The sequence below is a fragment of the Hymenobacter sp. UYP22 genome (assembly GCF_040547285.1).
GTDB lineage: Bacteria > Bacteroidota > Bacteroidia > Cytophagales > Hymenobacteraceae > Hymenobacter.
Genome location: NZ_JBEPPK010000002.1, coordinates 64,874 through 82,349, shown reverse-complemented (window position 1 = coordinate 82,349; position 17,476 = coordinate 64,874). Strand labels below are relative to the sequence as shown.

At 59.3% G+C, this 17,476-nt stretch carries 16 protein-coding genes and 1 riboswitch; of the genes, 6 read left to right on the top strand and 10 right to left on the bottom strand.

The features are described from left to right. Positions 1–48: 48 nt before the first annotated feature. Both ABIB60_RS03810 and ABIB60_RS03805 read right to left on the bottom strand, forming a co-directional pair. The gene (locus ABIB60_RS03810; RefSeq protein ID WP_354577844.1) at positions 49–1,557 is read right to left on the bottom strand and encodes a hypothetical protein; all 1,509 of its coding nucleotides are present in this window, start codon (positions 1,555–1,557) and stop codon (positions 49–51) included. Positions 1,558–1,731: 174 nt separating this feature from the next. Beyond that, entirely contained in the window at positions 1,732–2,304 is a 573-nt protein-coding gene (locus ABIB60_RS03805; protein ID WP_354577843.1) for a helix-turn-helix domain-containing protein, read from the bottom strand. Between the two features lie 576 nt (positions 2,305–2,880). Between ABIB60_RS03805 and ABIB60_RS03800 the strand changes: the two genes are divergently transcribed. Beyond that, positions 2,881–3,156, top strand: coding sequence for a hypothetical protein (locus ABIB60_RS03800; protein ID WP_354577842.1), 276 nt, complete (start codon positions 2,881–2,883; stop codon positions 3,154–3,156). A 109-nt stretch (positions 3,157–3,265) separates the two neighbouring features. On the opposite strand, the gene ABIB60_RS03795 is transcribed toward ABIB60_RS03800, so the two are convergent. Together ABIB60_RS03795 and ABIB60_RS03790 are read right to left on the bottom strand one after the other, a co-directional pair. Continuing rightward, on the bottom strand, positions 3,266–4,345 hold the full coding sequence (locus tag ABIB60_RS03795; RefSeq protein WP_354577840.1) for a DUF5074 domain-containing protein: 1,080 nt from the start codon (positions 4,343–4,345) through the stop codon (positions 3,266–3,268). Between the two features lie 33 nt (positions 4,346–4,378). Beyond that, complete coding sequence (locus ABIB60_RS03790; RefSeq protein ID WP_354577838.1) at positions 4,379–6,325, bottom strand: TonB-dependent receptor plug domain-containing protein; 1,947 nt, start codon at positions 6,323–6,325, stop codon at positions 4,379–4,381. 165 nt (positions 6,326–6,490) lie between these two features. After that, a riboswitch (cobalamin riboswitch) is annotated at positions 6,491–6,712 on the bottom strand. Positions 6,713–6,760: 48 nt separating this feature from the next. Between ABIB60_RS03790 and ABIB60_RS03785 the strand changes: the two genes are divergently transcribed. Then, positions 6,761–7,363 (top strand): DNA-3-methyladenine glycosylase, encoded by a 603-nt coding sequence (locus tag ABIB60_RS03785; protein WP_354577837.1) that lies wholly within the window; start codon positions 6,761–6,763, stop codon positions 7,361–7,363. Between the two features lie 72 nt (positions 7,364–7,435). Here the strand turns inward: ABIB60_RS03785 and ABIB60_RS03780 are convergent, their stop codons facing one another. Together ABIB60_RS03780 and ABIB60_RS03775 are read right to left on the bottom strand one after the other, a co-directional pair. Continuing rightward, entirely contained in the window at positions 7,436–8,644 is a 1,209-nt protein-coding gene (locus ABIB60_RS03780) for a THUMP-like domain-containing protein (protein WP_354577836.1), read from the bottom strand. Positions 8,645–8,875: 231 nt separating this feature from the next. Further along, entirely contained in the window at positions 8,876–9,499 is a 624-nt protein-coding gene (locus ABIB60_RS03775) for a hypothetical protein (RefSeq protein ID WP_354577835.1), read from the bottom strand. A gap of 145 nt (positions 9,500–9,644) precedes the next feature. Between ABIB60_RS03775 and ABIB60_RS03770 the strand changes: the two genes are divergently transcribed. Together ABIB60_RS03770 and ahcY are read left to right on the top strand one after the other, a co-directional pair. Continuing rightward, on the top strand, positions 9,645–10,406 hold the full coding sequence (locus ABIB60_RS03770) for a DUF4397 domain-containing protein (RefSeq protein WP_354577834.1): 762 nt from the start codon (positions 9,645–9,647) through the stop codon (positions 10,404–10,406). 155 nt (positions 10,407–10,561) lie between these two features. Next, positions 10,562–11,878 carry an adenosylhomocysteinase gene (gene ahcY, locus ABIB60_RS03765; RefSeq protein ID WP_354577832.1) on the top strand — a complete coding sequence of 439 codons (1,317 nt, stop codon included), beginning with the start codon at positions 10,562–10,564 and terminating at the stop codon, positions 11,876–11,878. Between the two features lie 83 nt (positions 11,879–11,961). Here ahcY and ABIB60_RS03760 read toward each other — a convergent pair whose 3' ends face one another. The 4 genes from ABIB60_RS03760 to ABIB60_RS03745 all read right to left on the bottom strand — a co-directional run bounded on the left by ABIB60_RS03760 (position 11,962) and on the right by ABIB60_RS03745 (position 15,287). Beyond that, complete coding sequence (locus tag ABIB60_RS03760) at positions 11,962–12,309, bottom strand: DUF4870 domain-containing protein (RefSeq protein ID WP_354577831.1); 348 nt, start codon at positions 12,307–12,309, stop codon at positions 11,962–11,964. A 75-nt stretch (positions 12,310–12,384) separates the two neighbouring features. Next, positions 12,385–13,422 carry an LLM class flavin-dependent oxidoreductase gene (locus ABIB60_RS03755; RefSeq protein ID WP_354577829.1) on the bottom strand — a complete coding sequence of 346 codons (1,038 nt, stop codon included), beginning with the start codon at positions 13,420–13,422 and terminating at the stop codon, positions 12,385–12,387. 132 nt (positions 13,423–13,554) lie between these two features. Continuing rightward, the gene (locus tag ABIB60_RS03750) at positions 13,555–14,433 is read right to left on the bottom strand and encodes an SDR family oxidoreductase (protein ID WP_354577828.1); all 879 of its coding nucleotides are present in this window, start codon (positions 14,431–14,433) and stop codon (positions 13,555–13,557) included. Positions 14,434–14,501: 68 nt separating this feature from the next. Beyond that, positions 14,502–15,287, bottom strand: coding sequence for a tetratricopeptide repeat protein (locus ABIB60_RS03745; RefSeq protein WP_354577827.1), 786 nt, complete (start codon positions 15,285–15,287; stop codon positions 14,502–14,504). 98 nt (positions 15,288–15,385) lie between these two features. Here ABIB60_RS03745 and ABIB60_RS03740 point away from each other — a divergent pair, with 98 nt between their 5' ends. Both ABIB60_RS03740 and ABIB60_RS03735 read left to right on the top strand, forming a co-directional pair. Continuing rightward, positions 15,386–16,150 carry a glycosyltransferase family 2 protein gene (locus ABIB60_RS03740; protein ID WP_354577826.1) on the top strand — a complete coding sequence of 255 codons (765 nt, stop codon included), beginning with the start codon at positions 15,386–15,388 and terminating at the stop codon, positions 16,148–16,150. After that, on the top strand, positions 16,147–17,187 hold the full coding sequence (locus ABIB60_RS03735) for a glycosyltransferase family 9 protein (RefSeq protein ID WP_354577824.1): 1,041 nt from the start codon (positions 16,147–16,149) through the stop codon (positions 17,185–17,187). Before ABIB60_RS03740 ends, ABIB60_RS03735 begins: the two co-directional genes overlap by 4 nt. The last annotated feature ends 289 nt before the right edge of the window (positions 17,188–17,476 follow it).

Sequence of the window (17,476 nt, the reverse complement as noted above, 5' to 3'; positions counted from 1 at the left end):
AGAACTCACCCCCTCTCCCCGAGGAGAGGGGGCCGGGGGGTGAGGTCCCTACCGCCCATTCATCCGCATCAACGAAGGGTTCAGCCGCAGGTACACCTGCGCCGACACGGGCGTGGAACCGTAGTAGAAGCGCATATCCTGGTCGGGGCGGTATACGGTGGCCTGGGCACCCAGCGTAAGGTCGGTGCGGGCCAGCTGGGCCACGCGGTAGTTGGCACCCAGGGTGAGGGCGTGCACGTTGTACTGGGCGGTGAGGGGCTCATCGGCCGGGCCGAACAGCGGAATCTGCAGCTCCTCGTTGGATTTCTGCACAAACTCGTAGCGGCCGTACACGGCGGGCTTGCCTAGCTGCACGTTGGTTTCAGCCAGCACCGAGTGCGAGGCCGCGCCGTGGCTGTGCCCATCGGCCTCCACGTGCTGGTTCAGGCCCCACACCAGGGCCGAGGTGATGAAACGGTACTCACCCCACTGGCTGCTCTGGATAACGGAGGCCGTGGTGCGCTTCACATCCTCGTCGGGGTGCAACTCCTCGGGGCGCTTAATGTAGGCGCGCGAAACCTGCAACGCCAATGCCCCGGTGGGGTTCCAGCTCAGGCGGCCGGCCCAGGAGTCGGCCCGGGGCCGGTCAAAGCCGTAGCGGTGCTCATCCGGCTCCCGGCCCGTGAAGTTGGAGCCCTCCAGCCGGAACTGCTTGTAACGCACGCCCAGCGTAGCCACGCCGAAGGTGATGTGCGTGGCGTCCTGCCAGTGGTGACCCAGCGCCGCATCGGGGTTGGGCATGGCGGAAATCCGGTGCATGAAGGCTACTGGCCCAATAGCCGGCTCACCGGGGTAGCCCAAATAGGCCGTCACATCCACATCCTCCGAAATGGCGTGGGTGTAGGCCACGCTCAGGGCTGACAGCAGGTCGTGAGGGTGCTGACGGTCTACCAGCGGGCGGCCTTTGTAGGCCTCCCCACTCTGAAACAGCAGCGGGTAGCCGTTGCCGCCCTCCGTCAGCGGGTCGAGGGACACCATGGCCGTGAGGTTGAGCAGCCCCTTCTGCCCAAGGGGGCGTTGGGCCATGGTCATAAACCAGTTGGGCGCATCGAAGGTGCTACCGCCCCGCTGCCCGCTGCCGCGCCCAATGTTCTGGCGCGTATAGCGCACATTAACGGCCCCGTGGTTCATCACCATCCAGGCGCCCTTGTGGTGCATCCACATAAACATGGGTGTATTGTCGGGGTTCCAGGCAGTGCCGGACCCGTTGCGGTTCATGGGCAAGCTGCGCGAGTAGGCGTGGGTCATCGGCTCTATACCTGCCATACTGCCCCCATGCTGCATGCCGCTCATGTCGTGACCAGCGTGCTGAGCACCGGAACGAGCCTGCCGGGTAGTATCAGGAAGGGCCGTGCCGGGCATACCCATGTCATGACCGGCGTGCTGGCTGGGGTTGGCGGGAGCCGGGCGGCGCGTGGTATCAGCGGCCGGGGTAGGTTGGTGGTGCTGGTGCTGGCTGTGGGCTGGCCGGGCAGCCAGCAGGCTAAGCCCGAGCGGAAAAAGAAGAAAGGAGCGCATAGGCAGCCGTATTACTGTATTACTGTGGAGCGAACAACTACGCAACAATACTGCCGCACGGCCCTTGCAGTTATACACAACCCGGGCCGATTACGTACGATTGTGTGCCCATAACGGCAGCAGGCCGCTCAGCTACTGCTGAACGGCCTGCTTTTCAAGAACGACGTCTGCTGGCTAGGCCAGTTGGTCCAACGAGAGGCGGCGAGGCATCAGGTCCCGGCGAAATTCGCTCACGGAGTGGCCAGTAACCTGCCGGAACTGGTTGCTCAGGTGCTGACCAGAGCTGTAGCGCATGTGCTCGGCAATTTCGCTGAGCGTCATTTCATTGTAGCTGAGCATTTCCTTCACCCGCTCAATTTTCAGCCGGATAAGGTATTTCTCAATGGTGAGGTTAGCCGTGCGCGAGAATACCTTGCTCAGATGAGAGTAGGTGGCCGCAAAACGGTCGGTGAGGAAGGCCGAAGTAGTCAAGGGCATGCGCGCTGTGCGCAGGTGCTCCAGGTATTCCACCAAGGCCGTCTTGATTTGTTCCGTCAGCTGGTCGGCCCGGCCCATAATTACATCGAAGCCGGCTTCGCGCAGCATAGGTGCCACGGATACGGGGTCGGCGGGAGTACTTTGGTCGAGCTGCGCCTGGCCCAACGTAATGTCAGTGGGGCGGTAGCCAGCTTGTTCGAGAAGGTTGCGCACGGCATCAATGCAGCGTGGGCAAACCATGTTTTTGATGTGGAGGAGCGTCGTTTTCACGGATGTTGAGTTGATTTCAACCGCGGTGCGGTACGCGTGGATGTACGGGTTGGTGGTGGAGAAGCGGCGGGCTTGGTGCGGCGCACGGTTGGCGCGTCCTCAGCCCATTGCTTCCCAAACCAGTTGGCGGCTGCCCAATTCACGAAAGGAACTACTCCCAGAAAAGTAACAGCCAGTAGCCAGAAAAATACGAAAAAAGCGCCAAAGAATCGACCGAAGAACTGGTCCTGAACTCCGTACAGATACGCAACCAGTAGCAAAGCCAGTAAGGCGCTACTGCCAGCCAGCCAGGCTGTTTTCCGCAGGAACGGGTGGGACGGGGTAAATCGGGAAGTGGTAGCTCGGGTCATGTAAGCAGGTCCAGACAAGCAAAGATAACCGTTGGCCGCATACAAACCGGGGAAGGGTATAGACGGGGCCAGCTATGGGTCGGCGTGAAGCATGGGAGCAAAATAGACTGAGTTGTGGCGAAATGGTTGCGGTAGGAAAAGCTCAAAACTTAGTACGTAAAAACCAGGGCGGCGGTCAGCCGTACAGCCCAAATAGTTTACTGCTCCTCCAACTTCCCCCAGACGTATGAAAACGCTTCTTGCTTTTCGCTCCTTGGCCGTAGCCGCCCTGCTTGTTTCCTCCGTATCGGCCTGCAACACGGGTTCCGACAGCGGAGATACCAACGTGGAGCGCGGCTCCGAAAAAAGCCTCGACCCGGCCCGGCATCAAAACGCCTCGGTAGCGGCTGATTCAGCTACCTCGGGCATGGCGCGCGACACTGCCGCCGGCCCCACTGGCCGCCAGCAATACGAAGCCGCCACTGACCGGAAAGACCGTAACAACGACGGCCTGGCTGACTAGTCGGCTCCTGAACCAGATGCCAACAAAAAGGCCCGTAACCATGGTTACGGGCCTTTTTGTTGATGCCGTGGAAGCAGCATCAGGGTTTTCAAAGCTCAGAAAAACAGGACTAGTAAAAAACGAATCCGTTGGGGCCCACACCTACGGTAAACGAATCGATGGGCGCGCCGGTGGTGCGGTAACGAATTACCTTATCGGTGGTCGTGAAGGAGGCCCGGGCACCGTAAATTGTGCCGTCCTGGGGGTCAACGCCTAAGCCGTAGAAGCTGCGCCGGATAAGCGGGGTAGTGGGCAGGGCCGCGTCGGCGGTGCCAAGCGTGTACACTCCTCCTTTGTAGGTGTAGTACAGCTGGTTTTTGGCGCCGTTAATAGTCAGGCGCCCCGGAGAGCTTTGGTTGGAATCAAACTCCCGGGAAGTGGCGGTAAGCTGGCCGGGTACAATTTTAGCGAGGCTGCCTTTGGTCAACAAAGAGAAATTAGGATTGTATACCCCTTTGCCCCCGCTCAGCACCCATACGTTGCCGTCCCGGTCCTGAGCCAGGCTGTTGGGCGAGTCGCCCACCGTAATGGTGCCTTCCACGGCATCAGTGGTGGTATTAATAACCGTTACCGTATTGCCGCCGCTGTTGGTTACGTACAGGCGGGAGCCGGCCACCAGCAGTTGCTCGGGTTCTACCCCCACGGCAATAGTTTTGGTAACAGTGTTGGTTGTGAGGTTAATAACCGATACCTGCCCATTGGAGCCGTCGTACTTCACGGTTTCCGTAACGTAGCCTTTCGTTGAGGAAACCGGTGCGAAATAGCGCGGCAGCTTCAGGCCCGTCACTGTACCTTTCGACCGAAACTTGGCCAAGGATACTACTTCCAGCTTATTGCTGTTGTTCACCACAATGTAGCCCAGACTATCCTGAATGGCCATGCTCTGGGCGATGTCGCCAAGGGCTTTGCCGTTGGCCGCACTGAACAGGGCTTTGTTGGTTACCGTGCCGCTGGCTTTGCTGAATAGGCTGATATCGGCGTTGGAGCGCAGGAAATTGCCTTCGTTCACCACGAACACGGTGCTGGTTACGATGGGCTGCTCAACCGGCTGAGGGTTGTCGTTTGGGTCGCAGGCCAGCAGGCCCAGGGCGGTGGCGCTGCCTAGCAGCAGGCGGCTACTCAGGCTGGCGAAAGGAGAGGAATGCTTCATAGTAGAAAAACAGGTAGAAAAAATGTCGGGAGGTTAGCGCCACAGCACCCGCAAACTCAGGCTGCCGCTACGTAGCGGCATGGCGCGGTTCTGGTAGCTTTGGTAGGCGGTGTTGGAGAGGTTATAGCCCTGGGCCAGCACCTGCAGGCGCCAGTCGGGCCGTACGGCCAAGGTGCGGCCCAGCGCGGCATTCAGCAGCCAGTAGCTGGGCAGATAATCCGTGGCGGAAGCATCGGTGTAGCGGTAGCCAGTAAACGTGAGCGTGGTGCTGAGCTGCCAGCCGTGCCAGGTGTGGTCGGTGCTGAAGGCGGCTGTGTGCAGGGGCACAAAGGGCAGCTGCCGCCCCACCGGGTCAGCGTCAGAAGCCACGCCCTGCGTTTTCACCGACTGTGTAAAGCCGTAGCTGGCTCGCGTCTGTAGGTGGTAGGCTCCCGGCTGCCAACCTAATTGGGTGCTAGCCTCCAGCCCTTGGGCGCGTACCTGCCGTAAGTTCCGCGGCGACCAATACGTGGCTCCCGGTGTCCATTGCACCCAGTTGTCCACCAGTTGTCGGTAGCCCGTCAGTTCCGTTTGCAGGCGCAAATGGGCCGGGGCCGCCGTGAGGGTGTGTACTAGGCCACCCTCGTAGCCCAGGCTTTCCTCGGGCAACAAGTTGGGGTTACCGCCGGGCCGCCAGTATCGCTCGTTGAGGGTGGGGGCCCGGTAGCTGCGGGAGGCGCTGCCTTTGGCCGTGAGGGTATGCAGCCCTGCTTCCAGGGCCAGCCACTCCGCTCCCAATGTAGGGGTGAGGGGTGGGCGGCGGTCCGGTAGCACGGCTTGGCGCAGGTTCAGGGAGAGGCGCAGGCGGGGCCGGGGGTCGTAGCGGAGCAGGGCAAAGCCGGAGTAGCGGTTTTCGGTGCGGGGCTGACTGCCGTAGCCATCCACCTGGGCCGCAAAGTGCTGCGCCTCGCCTCCCAGCCGCACCGAGGCATTGGGCGCCACGTTCCAAGTGTGCTCGGCCTGCGCCTGACTGGTGCGTACTCGTGATTCGCTGAGCCCACTCACGTCGTCGCGGTAGTTGAGCACATCCTCAAACCAGGCGGTGCGGGCGGTCCACTCGTGGTGCTGGCTCACGTAGCGGTAACTGCTCGTAAGGCGGCGGCTCTGGTCCCGTTCCTCGGCGTGGGTGTTGTTGGTGCCAATGCCCGGCTGAATCTGCCGGTCGGCATCGGTGAGCCAGGCAGCCAGTGCCACTTCGCTGCGCTGGCCCAGGCGCAGGGTTACATCCTGGCTGAGGCTGGCCTGGCGGAGGGCGGCGTTTTCCTGGCGCTGCTGCACGCGGCCCCGGAATTCTTGAGTATAGTAGACAAAGTTGTTGGCAGCTTCCCGGTACAGCAAGCTGGTGCGCACAGCTATTTTCTGGTTGCTGAAGGCGGCTTCCAACGTGCCCGCGCCCAGCCCAAAGCTGCCGTACTCGGCTTGGGCTGCGCCGCGCCAGCCTTTCCCCCATTTCGCATCCGACGACAGCAGCACCGTGCCCCCAATGGCCCCGTTGCCGTAGGTAGCGGCGGCCGGGCCCAGCTGCACATCAGCCTGAGTAAAACCGCTGACGGGTAGCAGAGAAAAATCGGCCTCACCTAAGCTGGGTAAGTTGATGTTGAAGCCGTTCCAGAGCACGGCAGTATGCCGGGCCGAGGTACCCCGCAGCGTGATAGAAGCCAGCTGGCCGGGGCCGTAGTTTTTCAGGTAGACGGCCGTGCGCGCACTGAGCACATCGGTCAGCGTGCCGGTGCGGTAGGTGGTGAGGGCCAGCGAATCGAGGGAGAAGCGGCGGCTTCCTACGGCAAACCGCTCTACCCGCACGCCGGAAATGCGCACAGTGGGCAGGCGCTGCACGCGGGCCGTATCAGAGGCAGTCTGGGCTGCGGCCGAGGTAGGCAGCAACACCGCGCCAGCCAGCCAGCCCAGCAGGCCACCACGCACTAAAACCGTAAAACGCATCTTCCGAACCAAATTTTCGCACTCGAAAAATTCAGTTCAAAACCTCGTTGCTCAGCTGGCTTTTAGCAGCTGACCCCCGAAGCCGAGGCCGAAAACAGAAGGGTACTCCGCGCAGCCTGGGCTCCGCCACTGGTTTCATTCTCCGCCCTTCCTCCGAAAGCGCTGAACATAGGAATTGCAAAGGCAGGTCTCCTGGCTTGCTCCGGGCGCGTCGCCTTCCCATTTCAACGGCCGCCGCTGGGGCAGCCGGGGCAGAAACAGTGGCCGGTGATGACGCGCCGACTCATGAAGCGTACAGTTGCGGGGACAGCTCCGGATTTCAACCGGATTCCCTTTTCAGCCTCGCCCCGCAATTGGGGTCCGGCCACCTTTACAGCGGCAAAGGTAGGCAATACCTCGTATAGATGGCTACTCATCCGTAACCGCTGCCGAACTATGTCCATAATTCCTCTGGATTTCTATCGCCGCCCCAACCCCGTGCAGATTGCCCGGGAGCTACTGGGTAAATACCTATACACCCACATTGGTGGGGTGCTCACCGGCGGCCGCATCACGGAAACCGAAGCCTACGCCCACGAAAACGACCAGGCTTGTCACTCTCACCTGGGCCGCTACACAGCCCGCACCCAAATTATGTATCAGCCTGGCGGAGTAGCCTACGTGTACTTGGTGTACGGCCGCTACGCTCTATTCAACATTATCACCAATGAAGCTGGCAAAGCCGATGCCGTGCTGATTCGGGGCCTGGAACCCACCAAAGGTGCGGCCGAAATGCTGCTGCGCCGGGAGCTGCCGCAGGTGCAGCGCAACCTCACCGGCGGCCCCGGCCTACTCACCCAGGCCCTGGGCATTACTACCGCCCACTACGGCCTCGACCTGACGGGCGACACCATCTGGCTGGAAGACCACCACGAGCCAGTAGCCGAAGCCGACATTCTAGCCTCGCCCCGCGTGGGTATCGACTATGCCGGGGAGGATGCCGCCCTGCCCTGGCGCTTTCGCATCAGAGGCAGCAAATGGACCAGCCCGGCGCGGTGAAGAGGTGAGTTGGTGATTGAGTAAGTGTGACGTTCTGCTTGCATTAACTGCGCGAATTGAGCATCACACTCACTAAACCACCAACTCCCCATTGTACAGCTTTTCGCACACCAGCACCATCAGCTTGCCTTCCAGGTTGGTGGTGGCGAATAGGTACAGCTCCCCACCTTCTTTGATGGCGGTGCGGTGCCGGAACTCAGCCACGGAATCGGGGAAATTACGGGTGGTGACGTGGGCGCGGTTGTCGGGGCCAAGGTGGGCGCGCAAGGCCGTCCCGTCGTACTTCTCTACTGCCCGGATGCGGAAAATCCGGCCGGGGAAGTCGGTTCGGAGGGCATCGGAGGTGTAGAGGTGGCTGTGCTGGTGCAGCTTCAGCATTTCGAAGGCCGTACCAATACTCTTGAAGGCACCGGCTTTCAGCACGGCTACGTTGGGCTCGTAGAGGTACTGCCGGGGCTCGGCGTAGCGGGCAATGGCGCGGGTTTCCCGGGCCCGGTTCAACCGAAACTCTTGCTGTTGCCCGTTGCGGAGCAGGTTTACCGTGAACCGCTCGGGGTCGATGGCGGGTTCAGGGCCCAGCTCATACAGCACTTCCTTGCACTCATTGTCCACCGCCACCACCCACAGCCGCCGCACCTGCCGCAGCTCCAGAATGGCCTGCTCAATATCGAGCATGGGCGAGGTTTTCAGCAGTACACAGCGGCTTTTGTGCAGCAACAGCGGCATCAGGCGCAGAATGTCCGGCTCACAGTCCTGCAACCGGAAGATCTTTTTGGCGGCCGTGTCGCGGCGGGCGGGGTCCAGGTACAACCAGTCGAAGGTATCGGGCGTGTTGCGCAGAAACTGCACGGCGTCGCCGGTATGGCACTGCACATTGCTGATGTCCAACTGGGCCAAGTTGTAGCGCACCACCTCGGCCAAGGCCGCGTTGCGCTCCACATAGTGCACCTCGGGCACCGACGCAGCGAAGTGAGCCGCATCCACACCAAAGCCCCCGGTCAAGTCGGCCAGGCGTTGCCCATTCACCAGTGAGGCTTTAAAAGCAGCTGTGCGGGCCGAGGAGGCTTGCTCCACTGAAAGGGTAGGAGGGAAGATAAGCTCCGGATTCTCGGCCCAGTCGGGCAGCTTGGTGCGGGCTTTCTGGCGGGCCTGAATCTGCCGGATAAGGTCGGGGACGGGCAGACCGGGGTAGCGGCGGGCTTGCAGGGCTAGTTGGGCGGGGTCATCGTGCAGGTGCTTGGCAACGTATTGCCGAGCCGCCGTGGGCAGCGGGTATTCCATGTAGGGTTCCTACGAAAAACAGACCGGCTCCGGACGATCCTCTGCGCCGGCCTGGGCGAAAAGCATACTCAAACGTAAGCAGGAAATACGCAACTATTATTTCCTGGCAGCATCCGGCCAGCTGTGGTACAGTGAAAAAAGAATATTCCGGGCCCGTATTTCGGTGCGCAGCTCACTACAGAGAAGCTGCCCCGAAAACGGGCCCGGAATATCCGGAAAACAAGAAAGGTGTTAGCGTAGGTTCCAGCTTAGTGCGAGCAGCGGCTGCCCGCTACGGCTGGCCGCTAGCCCCACTGTGCTGGGCCGCATTTGCTGCAGCATACCAGTGCGGGCCGCCGGCAACCCCGCATTATGCGCCTCAACAGCCCGCTGCAGGTGCGAGTTGGTGTGGCGGCTGATAAGCACATTGCTTAGTAGGCTGAAGGCGGCTACACCTACGGCAACCTGCTGGGTATTGTTGAAATATTCCTCTTTCTCAGTGTGCGCAAGCACCTGCTGGCCATACAAGCCTACTGCGCCCACAAACGTGAGGCGCTCAGCCAGATACATCCATTTCTGCCGGCGGTAGCGGTTCAGGTTGTCCAGGGCTTCCTGGTTGCCGGCCAGGTAAGGCCGCAGGCGCTGTCCGAAAAAGCCGGCGCTCTGGTAATCGTCGTTAGAAGTGCCTGCGCCGGTAGTGAAAAAGAAGTTTTTCTGGGCCCCATTCAGCCCGCGGCTTACATCCTCGGGTGCTAAACGCAACACGGTGGTAGCTTGCTGAGCCTGAGCCGCCAGGGATACTCCCAACGAGCAAGCAGCAACTAAAATAAAGCGGCGTAACCCGCCGGAAACACGAGACAGTTGGTTATAGGGCATGAGGACAAAACTACGGTCTATATAGTCAAAGAGCTAAGTGTTTGGACGACAAAAAAGTGCAATTCATCGAGCAAAAGTTTTAGGGCTCATCCAACAAAAGCGGTTAGGGCTTCGTTGAGGCACTCAGTTCACCTACTTCCTGCTTATGAAAACCCTGACTTCGCTTTTCCGTCCGGCCGTTTTATTGGCCGCCCTGCCGGCTGCTCTGGCTTTCTCAGCCTGTGGCAACGATGATAATGATAACAACACGCCCGCGCCCGACCAAGGCAAGGTAGTAGTAGTACATGCCGCTGCGGCCGCTACAGCCGCCATAACGCCGGTATTCGATAATCAGCAGGGCAGCTCACTCACGTACACGCAAAATAGCGGCTACCTCGGCGTCAACGTGGGCTCCCCGCAGCTGCGCCTCGTTAATGGTACCGGCACTACGGTAGTCAGCCGCACGCTGGCCGTGGCCAAAGACCAGAGCTACTCAGTATTCGTGTACTCGCCCACGGCCTCTATCGGCAGCGCCGAGTTGCTGTCTGTTACCGACGACCTGACCGCTCCGGCCGCTAATCAAGCTAAAATCCGATTGGTGCATTTGGCGGTAGGCGCGCCCTCTCCGGTTCGGCTAACGGTGCCGTCGGCTGTTCCAGGCACGCCTGGCACTGATGTTACTCCAGACGTAGCCTTTGGAACGGCTTCCGCCTTTTTCGCCATTAATGCTGGCTCACCAACCCTCACCATTACGAGCGCCGGCACCCCGCGCCCGGTTGTGTTAACCGTTGGTGATGGGTCAGGTTCGGGAACGGGTACTAAAAACTATGAGGCTGGCAAAATCTATACAATTCTGGTGCGGGGCATTGCCGGCGCCGGAGTAGCGGCCGAGCAACAACCCAAAGCAGTTATTCTGCAAAACAACTAGCACCACTCGCTCAATGATAGTACAAGGGCTGCCCGGATATTTCCGGGCAGCCTTTTTTGATGTCCCGCATCGACCAACTGACCCGGAATAAAAAGGCTAACAAATCGAGTATCTTTGCGGTTAGAATCCGACTACTTCACCACTGTATCTACCTGATGGAGACTAAGACCACGGCCTACGTTCCGTACAAAGTAAAAGACATGAGCCTCGCTGAGTGGGGCCGCAAGGAAATCCGCCTCGCCGAAGCCGAAATGCCCGGCCTCATGTCGCTGCGGGCGGAGTATGGTGACAGCAAGCCACTGAAGGGCGCGCGCATTGCGGGCTGTCTGCACATGACCATTCAAACGGCCGTGCTCATCGAAACCCTCATTGAGCTGGGCGCCGATGTTACGTGGTCGTCGTGCAACATCTTCTCGACCCAGGACCACGCCGCTGCAGCCATTGCCGCCGCTGGTATTCCGGTGTACGCCTGGAAAGGCCTGAACGAGGAGGAGTTCAACTGGTGCATTGAGCAGACGCTGTTCTTCGGCGAAGAGCGTCAGCCCCTGAACATGATTTTGGATGACGGCGGCGACCTGACCAACATGGTGCTGGACCAGTACCCTGAGCTAGCCGCCGGCATTAAAGGCATTTCGGAAGAAACCACCACGGGTGTGTTACGCCTGTTGGAGCGGGTGAAAGCCGGTACCTTGCCCATGCCCGCCTTCAACATCAACGACTCGGTAACCAAGTCGAAGTTCGACAACAAGTACGGCTGCAAAGAGTCGGCCGTGGATGCCATTCGTCGGGCTACCGATGTAATGATGGCCGGTAAAGTAGCAGTTGTGGCTGGCTACGGCGACGTAGGAAAAGGCACGGCGGCTTCGCTGAACGGTGCTGGTGCCCGCGTTATCGTAACCGAAATTGACCCTATTTGCGCTCTGCAGGCTGCTATGGATGGCTTCGAGGTGAAGAAGATGGAAAACGCCATTCCGCGCGCTGACATTGTCATCACTACTACTGGTAACTGCGACATCATTCGGGAGGAGCATTTCCGCGCCCTGAAGGACAAAGCCATTGTCTGCAACATCGGCCACTTCGATGATGAGATTGATATGGCGTGGCTGAATAAAAACTACGGCCACACCAAGGACACGGTGAAGCCCCAGGTAGATATTTACACCATCGAAGGCAAAGAGGTAATTATCCTGGCGGAAGGCCGCTTGGTAAACCTGGGCTGCGCTACCGGCCACCCTTCCTTCGTTATGTCGAACTCGTTCACCAACCAGACGCTGGCTCAACTGGAACTGTGGAAGAACGCCGACAAGTACGAAAACCAGGTATACACCTTGCCCAAGCACCTCGATGAGAAAGTGGCCCGCCTCCACCTCGCCAAAATTGGCGTGGAGCTGGACGAGCTGACGCCCAAGCAAGCCGATTATATCAAAGTGCCCGTGGAAGGTCCGTTCAAATCAGACCTGTACCGCTACTAAGCGGCCATAGCCTCCATAGAAAACCCCGCCTGGCACTGCGCCGGGCGGGGTTTTCTGCTATACTGAGCCAGTAAAAAAGGCCGCTACGAGAGGAAACGGATGGTAAGTGGGTAAGACCAGAGGGTGCCTTCATTAGCCTTAACAGCCCCGATGATAGGAAACACGATGGATACTATGCCCAAAATACCCAGCAGGGGCAGGCCAATAAGCAAGAAGCTGAGTAGGCCGAATACGGCTCCGTAAATAACCGCGCTGATTAGCCAATTGGTTACCATTTTGCCGTGCGCATCGATACTGGGCAATTCGTTTTTCTTTACCTGCCACAGAATAATAGGCAGGACAAAACCAGCCCCCGGTACGAGTACTCCGGCCAGGAGAGAAAGGTGCAGGAACGTGGCCCATTGGCGGGTTTCCGAATCGGAATAATGCATGGTGCGGCAGACCGTACGCGCTGCCGGTGTTGGCAGGCGGCAGTAAGTAACACAAATTTCCCGGGCCTGCACGTACTACACAGCTACACCCAGACGGGCGCGCACAGCCGGGGCCACCACCTGCCCGAATAGCGTAGTGGAGTGCAGTACCGCCTCGTGGGGCATACCTTCCAGCATCAGCTGGCCAATGAAACGGGTGTTCTGGAAAAGACCATGCAAGTAGACCAGCTTCTCAGTGACCTCCTGGGGTGTGCCAACGAACAGCGGCCCCTGCGGCCCACGCAGGTAATCAAATTGCTGCCGCGACATGGGCGGCCAGCCCCGCTCCCGGCCAATGCGGTTCATCACCAGGGAATAGGCCGGGAAAAACTCATCGGCGGCCTGTTGAGAGTTATCAGCCAGATGGAAATGGCAGTTCAGGCACAGGGGCAGCGCCCCAGTATGGCCCGCCTGCTTGGCGGCCCGGCGGTGCAGGTCAGCAAATGACACGTATTGCGCCGGCGCGCCTCCTAAAATGGCAATAGTCAGGCCGAGGCCCAGGGAGCCCGCCCGGGCTGCCGAAGCAGGGGTGCCACCCACTCCAATCCAGATGGGCAGCTTAGGTTGCAGGGGCCGCGGATACACGCCCTTGCCCGCAATGCTGGGCCGGAGCTTGCCCTGCCAGGTAATTACTTCCTGCTCATTGAGCTGCAACAACAAGCCCAGCTTCTCAGTGAACAGGGCATCGTAGTCGCCCAAATCCTGGCCAAACAGCGGAAACGACTCAATAAAGGAACCCCGGCCCGCAATAATTTCGGCCCGGCCATTGGAAAGTAAGTCCAGGGTAGCAAAGTTCTGAAAGGTGCGCACTGGGTCGGTGGAGCTCAGTACCGTAACGGCGCTGCTGAGCCGCACGCGGTTGGTAACCGCTGCCACGGCCGCCAGCACCATCTCCGGCGACGATACCACGTAGTCGGCCCGATGATGCTCACCAATGGCTACCACATCCAGCCCGGCCTCATCGGCCCGGTGCCCCAGTGCTACCAGCTCTTGAGTGCGTTGGGCCGCTGCTGTGTCGCCGCCCGCTACGTGGGCCGGGGCTACTTCCCCGAAAGAACTGATGCCAAGTTCCATATAAATTCAAAAAAGAGGTAGGTACATGAATTGCCTGCGTAACGCATCTACCCACCGAATTGTTTACCCGTAAACCTACGCCCGCAGAAACAAAGCATCTAATCAATGCCACTTATTAGCGAAGCATTGGCATTAGGCTTCCGAGAGGAAGGGCTGTCCTGCTAACCGCTCAGATTCCTGCCAGAGCTTCCGGGCGTTTTCGGGGGAGTTGAAGGCTGACTTTACAGCTTCCGGTTGCTGCTTCACAAAGTAACCACCACTGGTTTGCGCTACTGCGGGGTCGGAAGCCAGATAAATGCTGGTTTTGGCGCCACCCTCGGAGGAGGTCATGAACGGTGCAGCTACCTTATAAAAGGCCCGGGTAAACCACGTAGAGTTGCTGCCGAAATTACTAGCTACCACGCCGGGGTGCAGGCTGTTGGTGGTAACGTTGTGGCTGCCCCGCTGGCGCAGTCGCCGCGCCAGTTCCTGCGTGAACATGATGTTGAACAGCTTGGAGTTGGCGTAAGCCCGCATAGGGGAGTAGTTACAGGTAGCATCCAAGTCGTTGAAATCGGGCTTGGCAAACTGGTAAGCCATGGAAGCCACGTTCACAATGCGGGCGGCCGGGCTCTGCTCCAGCTTGTCGAATAGCAGGCTGGTGAGCAGAAAAGGGCCGAGGTGGTTGGTGGCAAACGTCATTTCGTGGCCGTTGGCGGAGGTTTCGCGCTCCGCCCCAAACACCAGTCCGGCATTGTTCACCAGTACATCTAGCTGGGCGTAGCGTTGGTTGAACTCCTCTGCCGCCCGCCGCACCTGGCTCAGGTCCGATAAATCACAGAGCAACACGTCTACGCGGCGGCCGGGCCAGGCTACTTGCTGAATTTCCTGGCGCGTTTGGGCCGCTTTATCGGCGTTGCGGGCCAGCACCACCACGTGGAAACCCTGGCGGGCCAACTCCAGCGCGGTTACTTTGCCAATGCCAGAGGTAGAGCCCGTAACCAGCACAATTTTTTCGGAAGATGCAGTCATGTATAGAAGCAAAGTGGAGGGCCTGTATACGTAGCCTCTCTATTGGGGGCCATAGGCTTAACTTCGGGCTATAGACGGCGGGGCTTGTTGGCTGGCTTAGCCGGAACTCGTGGTGAGGGACTTAACTTGGCTAGATAAGGCTGTACATACCGGTTGCTTGGGAATAGCTGCATGGCCTGCTTGCCAAACTGGCGGCACAGCGTAACTTCCTTAAGTTCATAGAGGCATTCTGTCTGGTAATTGAGCACCTGTTCATGCAACGGTGTACCAGCATACGTTTCCTCCGGCGTCGCCACCAGAAATTGCGAGATACTCAGAAGTGCTTCTGGCCATTGTTGATTATCCATGTAGAGCGTGCCGAGTTTCCAGTACGCCTCCGAAAACTGTGCATCTGCGGTCAGGATAGAATCATGGGCGGGCACTACGCTGGCGAGTTGCTGCACCAGCTGTTGATAAAGAGTATAGGCTCGGGGCTTGGTTTTATCGGTACGATAGAGCGAACGAGCCAGCTGATTCAGAATAAACGGATTAGTAGGCTCTTTGGCAAAGGCTTCTTCCAACACTGTTGCGGCTTCAGAATAGCTGCCATCAGCGTACAACTCCTCCGATTTTAGCAATTGCAACCCGTAGCGTACCGAACGGATTAGCGGCTGACCGGTAGTATGCCCTATAACCTGACCAACTTCCACCTGCTTATTAAATAAGGTTGAATCAAACTCCACATGTAGCAGCTCAATGGTGTTGATGCTTACCGGTAACACTGCTCGCTGGCCGTGTACCCAGTAGCGAACTGGAGCCTGCGCCGATGCAGATACGGTACATAATAGCAGCCACAAAAAAATAAAGCCACGCATTGAATACGATTGATTACGTCGGTAATTAATCTGAGGGCAGATACCCAAACATACAAGGAAGAATGGGCCCACGCAAAACCCCGATATTTGCCCGTATTATGCCTCAGGTTCCGCTGTCCGTCGTTATCATCACCTTCAATGAAGAAGCCAATATTGCCCGCTGCCTTGAGGCGGCCCGTCCAGTGGCCGACGAGTTGGTGGTAGTTGACAGCTTCTCCACCGACCAGACCGTAGTCATCTGTCGACAGCTGGGCGCACGGGTAATTCAGCACGCATTTGAAGGGTACGTGGAGCAGAAAAACTATGCTACTGCCCAAGCTCAGCACCACCACGTACTGCAGCTGGATGCCGATGAAGTGCTGACCGAGGAGTTGCGCTATAGTATTCAGGCCGCTAAAGCCAACTGGCAGGGCGCTGGCTACACCTTGGCCCGGCTTACCAACTACTGCGGTAGCTGGGTGCGCCACGGCGGCTGGTACCCCGACCGTAAGCTGCGGCTGTACGACCGTCGGTTGGGCCGCTGGGAAGGCCTGCTGCTGCACGAACGGTACGAGTTGGCCGCTAATCAGCCAACGCCATTACCACTGGCTGGCGACGTGCTGCACTACTCCTACAACTCTGTGGAGCAGCATGTGCAGCAGCTCAACCGCTTTACCAGCATTGCTGCCGATGAATTGTGGCTCCGGGGCAGGCGTGACGTGTCCATATTCCAGTTGCTGCTGAAACCCTGGTGGAAATTTGTGCATGGCTATTTCCTGCGGTTGGGCTTCCTCGATGGATTTGCTGGCCTGAGCATAGCCGTAATTTCGGCTTGGGGCGTGTTCCTGAAATTTGCCAAGCTCAAAACCCGCACCGCCGCATGAGTCGCACCTTCCTCATCAGCCGCACCGATGCCATCGGCGACGTGGTGCTGACGCTGCCGGTTGCCGGCCGCCTCAAGCAGTTATTTCCGGAGTGCCGCGTGCTGCTGCTGGGTCGCACCTACACCCAGGCCGTAGCCGCTGCCTGCCCCTGGCTGGATGACTTTCTGAACCTCGACGAGCTCCTGCACCTGCCCGAGGCGGCCCAAGTAGCCGCCTTACAGGCTACCGGCGCCGATACCATACTGCACGTTTTTCCCAACAAGCAATTGGCCTGGCTGGCGCGCCGGGCTGGTATCCGCTGCCGCGTTGGCACCCGCAACCGGTGGTTTCACTGGCTTACTTGCACCAAGCTGGTTACCCTCAGCCGCCGCCACTCACCCCTTCACGAAGCCCAACTTAACCTGCACATGCTGCACGGGCTGGGCCAAACCGGCACGATGCCGCTGGCGGCCGTAGCCCCGCTAGTCCAGCTTACCCCCACCGTTCCACTCCGGCCTGAGTTGTGCCAGCTTCTGGCTGCCCGTCAACCCCAGCAGCTCAACGTCATTCTGCACCCGCGCAGCCGCGGCAGTGCCCGGGAGTGGGGGCTGGGGCACTTTGGCACTCTGGCCAGGTTGCTGCACCAGGCTGGGCACCGCGTATTCATCACCGGCACCGCTGCCGAGGGGGAAGAGCTGCGCCCCTGGCTGCACGAACACCAACCCTACCTTACCGCCGATCTTACTGGCCAGTTGGGGCTGCCCGAGTTCTTGGCCTTTATTGCGGCTGCCGATGGGTTAGTGGCGGGCAGTACCGGCCCGCTGCATTTGGCCGCGGCGCTTGGCCGCCATGCCCTCGGCCTCTACCCGCCCATTCGGCCCATGCATCCGGGCCGCTGGGCTCCGCTCGGTCCGCACGCTAGCTACGTGGTCTATGACAAGCCTCATTGTCAGGAGTGTCGCGCGCAGCCGGCTGCTTGCTCGTGCATCAAAGCACTGGAGCCCATGCAAGTGGCCAGTCGGGTATGTGGTTGGACTACTTTACGGCCGGCCGAATGATACGCGGCTGGCCTTATATAGCCTCAGTAATATTTATATCAGTACTGGGCAACAACGAATAACGGGCAGTAACACAGGCAGTCATCCGTAATCCGAGCACAGATTCTCTGCTGCTAGCCAGGTTGCTGCTTCCATCGGCGCAACCCGTATACCGGCGTAGCCCGTAGGTGTATCAGTTTCCGTTGCGGCAAATTACCCTCCAAGCGGTAGTTCGTTATCGGAATGTTGAACTGGCCTTAATTAGCCTGTTTCTTACACGGGTTTCCGGATGTCCAGACTGAACAATGCG

Excerpts from the sequence above, each read along its gene's own strand:
- ABIB60_RS03810 (WP_354577844.1), bottom strand. The coding sequence starts at position 1,557 with ATGCGCTCCTTTCTTCTTTTTCCGCTCGGGCTTAGCCTGCTGGCTGCC.
- ABIB60_RS03800 (WP_354577842.1), top strand. The coding sequence starts at position 2,881 with ATGAAAACGCTTCTTGCTTTTCGCTCCTTGGCCGTAGCCGCCCTGCTT.
- ABIB60_RS03795 (WP_354577840.1), bottom strand. The coding sequence starts at position 4,345 with ATGAAGCATTCCTCTCCTTTCGCCAGCCTGAGTAGCCGCCTGCTGCTA.
- ABIB60_RS03790 (WP_354577838.1), bottom strand. The coding sequence starts at position 6,325 with ATGCGTTTTACGGTTTTAGTGCGTGGTGGCCTGCTGGGCTGGCTGGCT.
- ABIB60_RS03785 (WP_354577837.1), top strand. The coding sequence starts at position 6,761 with ATGTCCATAATTCCTCTGGATTTCTATCGCCGCCCCAACCCCGTGCAG.
- ABIB60_RS03780 (WP_354577836.1), bottom strand. The coding sequence starts at position 8,644 with ATGGAATACCCGCTGCCCACGGCGGCTCGGCAATACGTTGCCAAGCAC.
- ABIB60_RS03775 (WP_354577835.1), bottom strand. The coding sequence starts at position 9,499 with ATGCCCTATAACCAACTGTCTCGTGTTTCCGGCGGGTTACGCCGCTTT.
- ABIB60_RS03770 (WP_354577834.1), top strand. The coding sequence starts at position 9,645 with ATGAAAACCCTGACTTCGCTTTTCCGTCCGGCCGTTTTATTGGCCGCC.
- ahcY (WP_354577832.1), top strand. The coding sequence starts at position 10,562 with ATGGAGACTAAGACCACGGCCTACGTTCCGTACAAAGTAAAAGACATG.
- ABIB60_RS03760 (WP_354577831.1), bottom strand. The coding sequence starts at position 12,309 with ATGCATTATTCCGATTCGGAAACCCGCCAATGGGCCACGTTCCTGCAC.
- ABIB60_RS03755 (WP_354577829.1), bottom strand. The coding sequence starts at position 13,422 with ATGGAACTTGGCATCAGTTCTTTCGGGGAAGTAGCCCCGGCCCACGTA.
- ABIB60_RS03750 (WP_354577828.1), bottom strand. The coding sequence starts at position 14,433 with ATGACTGCATCTTCCGAAAAAATTGTGCTGGTTACGGGCTCTACCTCT.
- ABIB60_RS03745 (WP_354577827.1), bottom strand. The coding sequence starts at position 15,287 with ATGCGTGGCTTTATTTTTTTGTGGCTGCTATTATGTACCGTATCTGCA.
- ABIB60_RS03740 (WP_354577826.1), top strand. The coding sequence starts at position 15,386 with ATGCCTCAGGTTCCGCTGTCCGTCGTTATCATCACCTTCAATGAAGAA.
- ABIB60_RS03735 (WP_354577824.1), top strand. The coding sequence starts at position 16,147 with ATGAGTCGCACCTTCCTCATCAGCCGCACCGATGCCATCGGCGACGTG.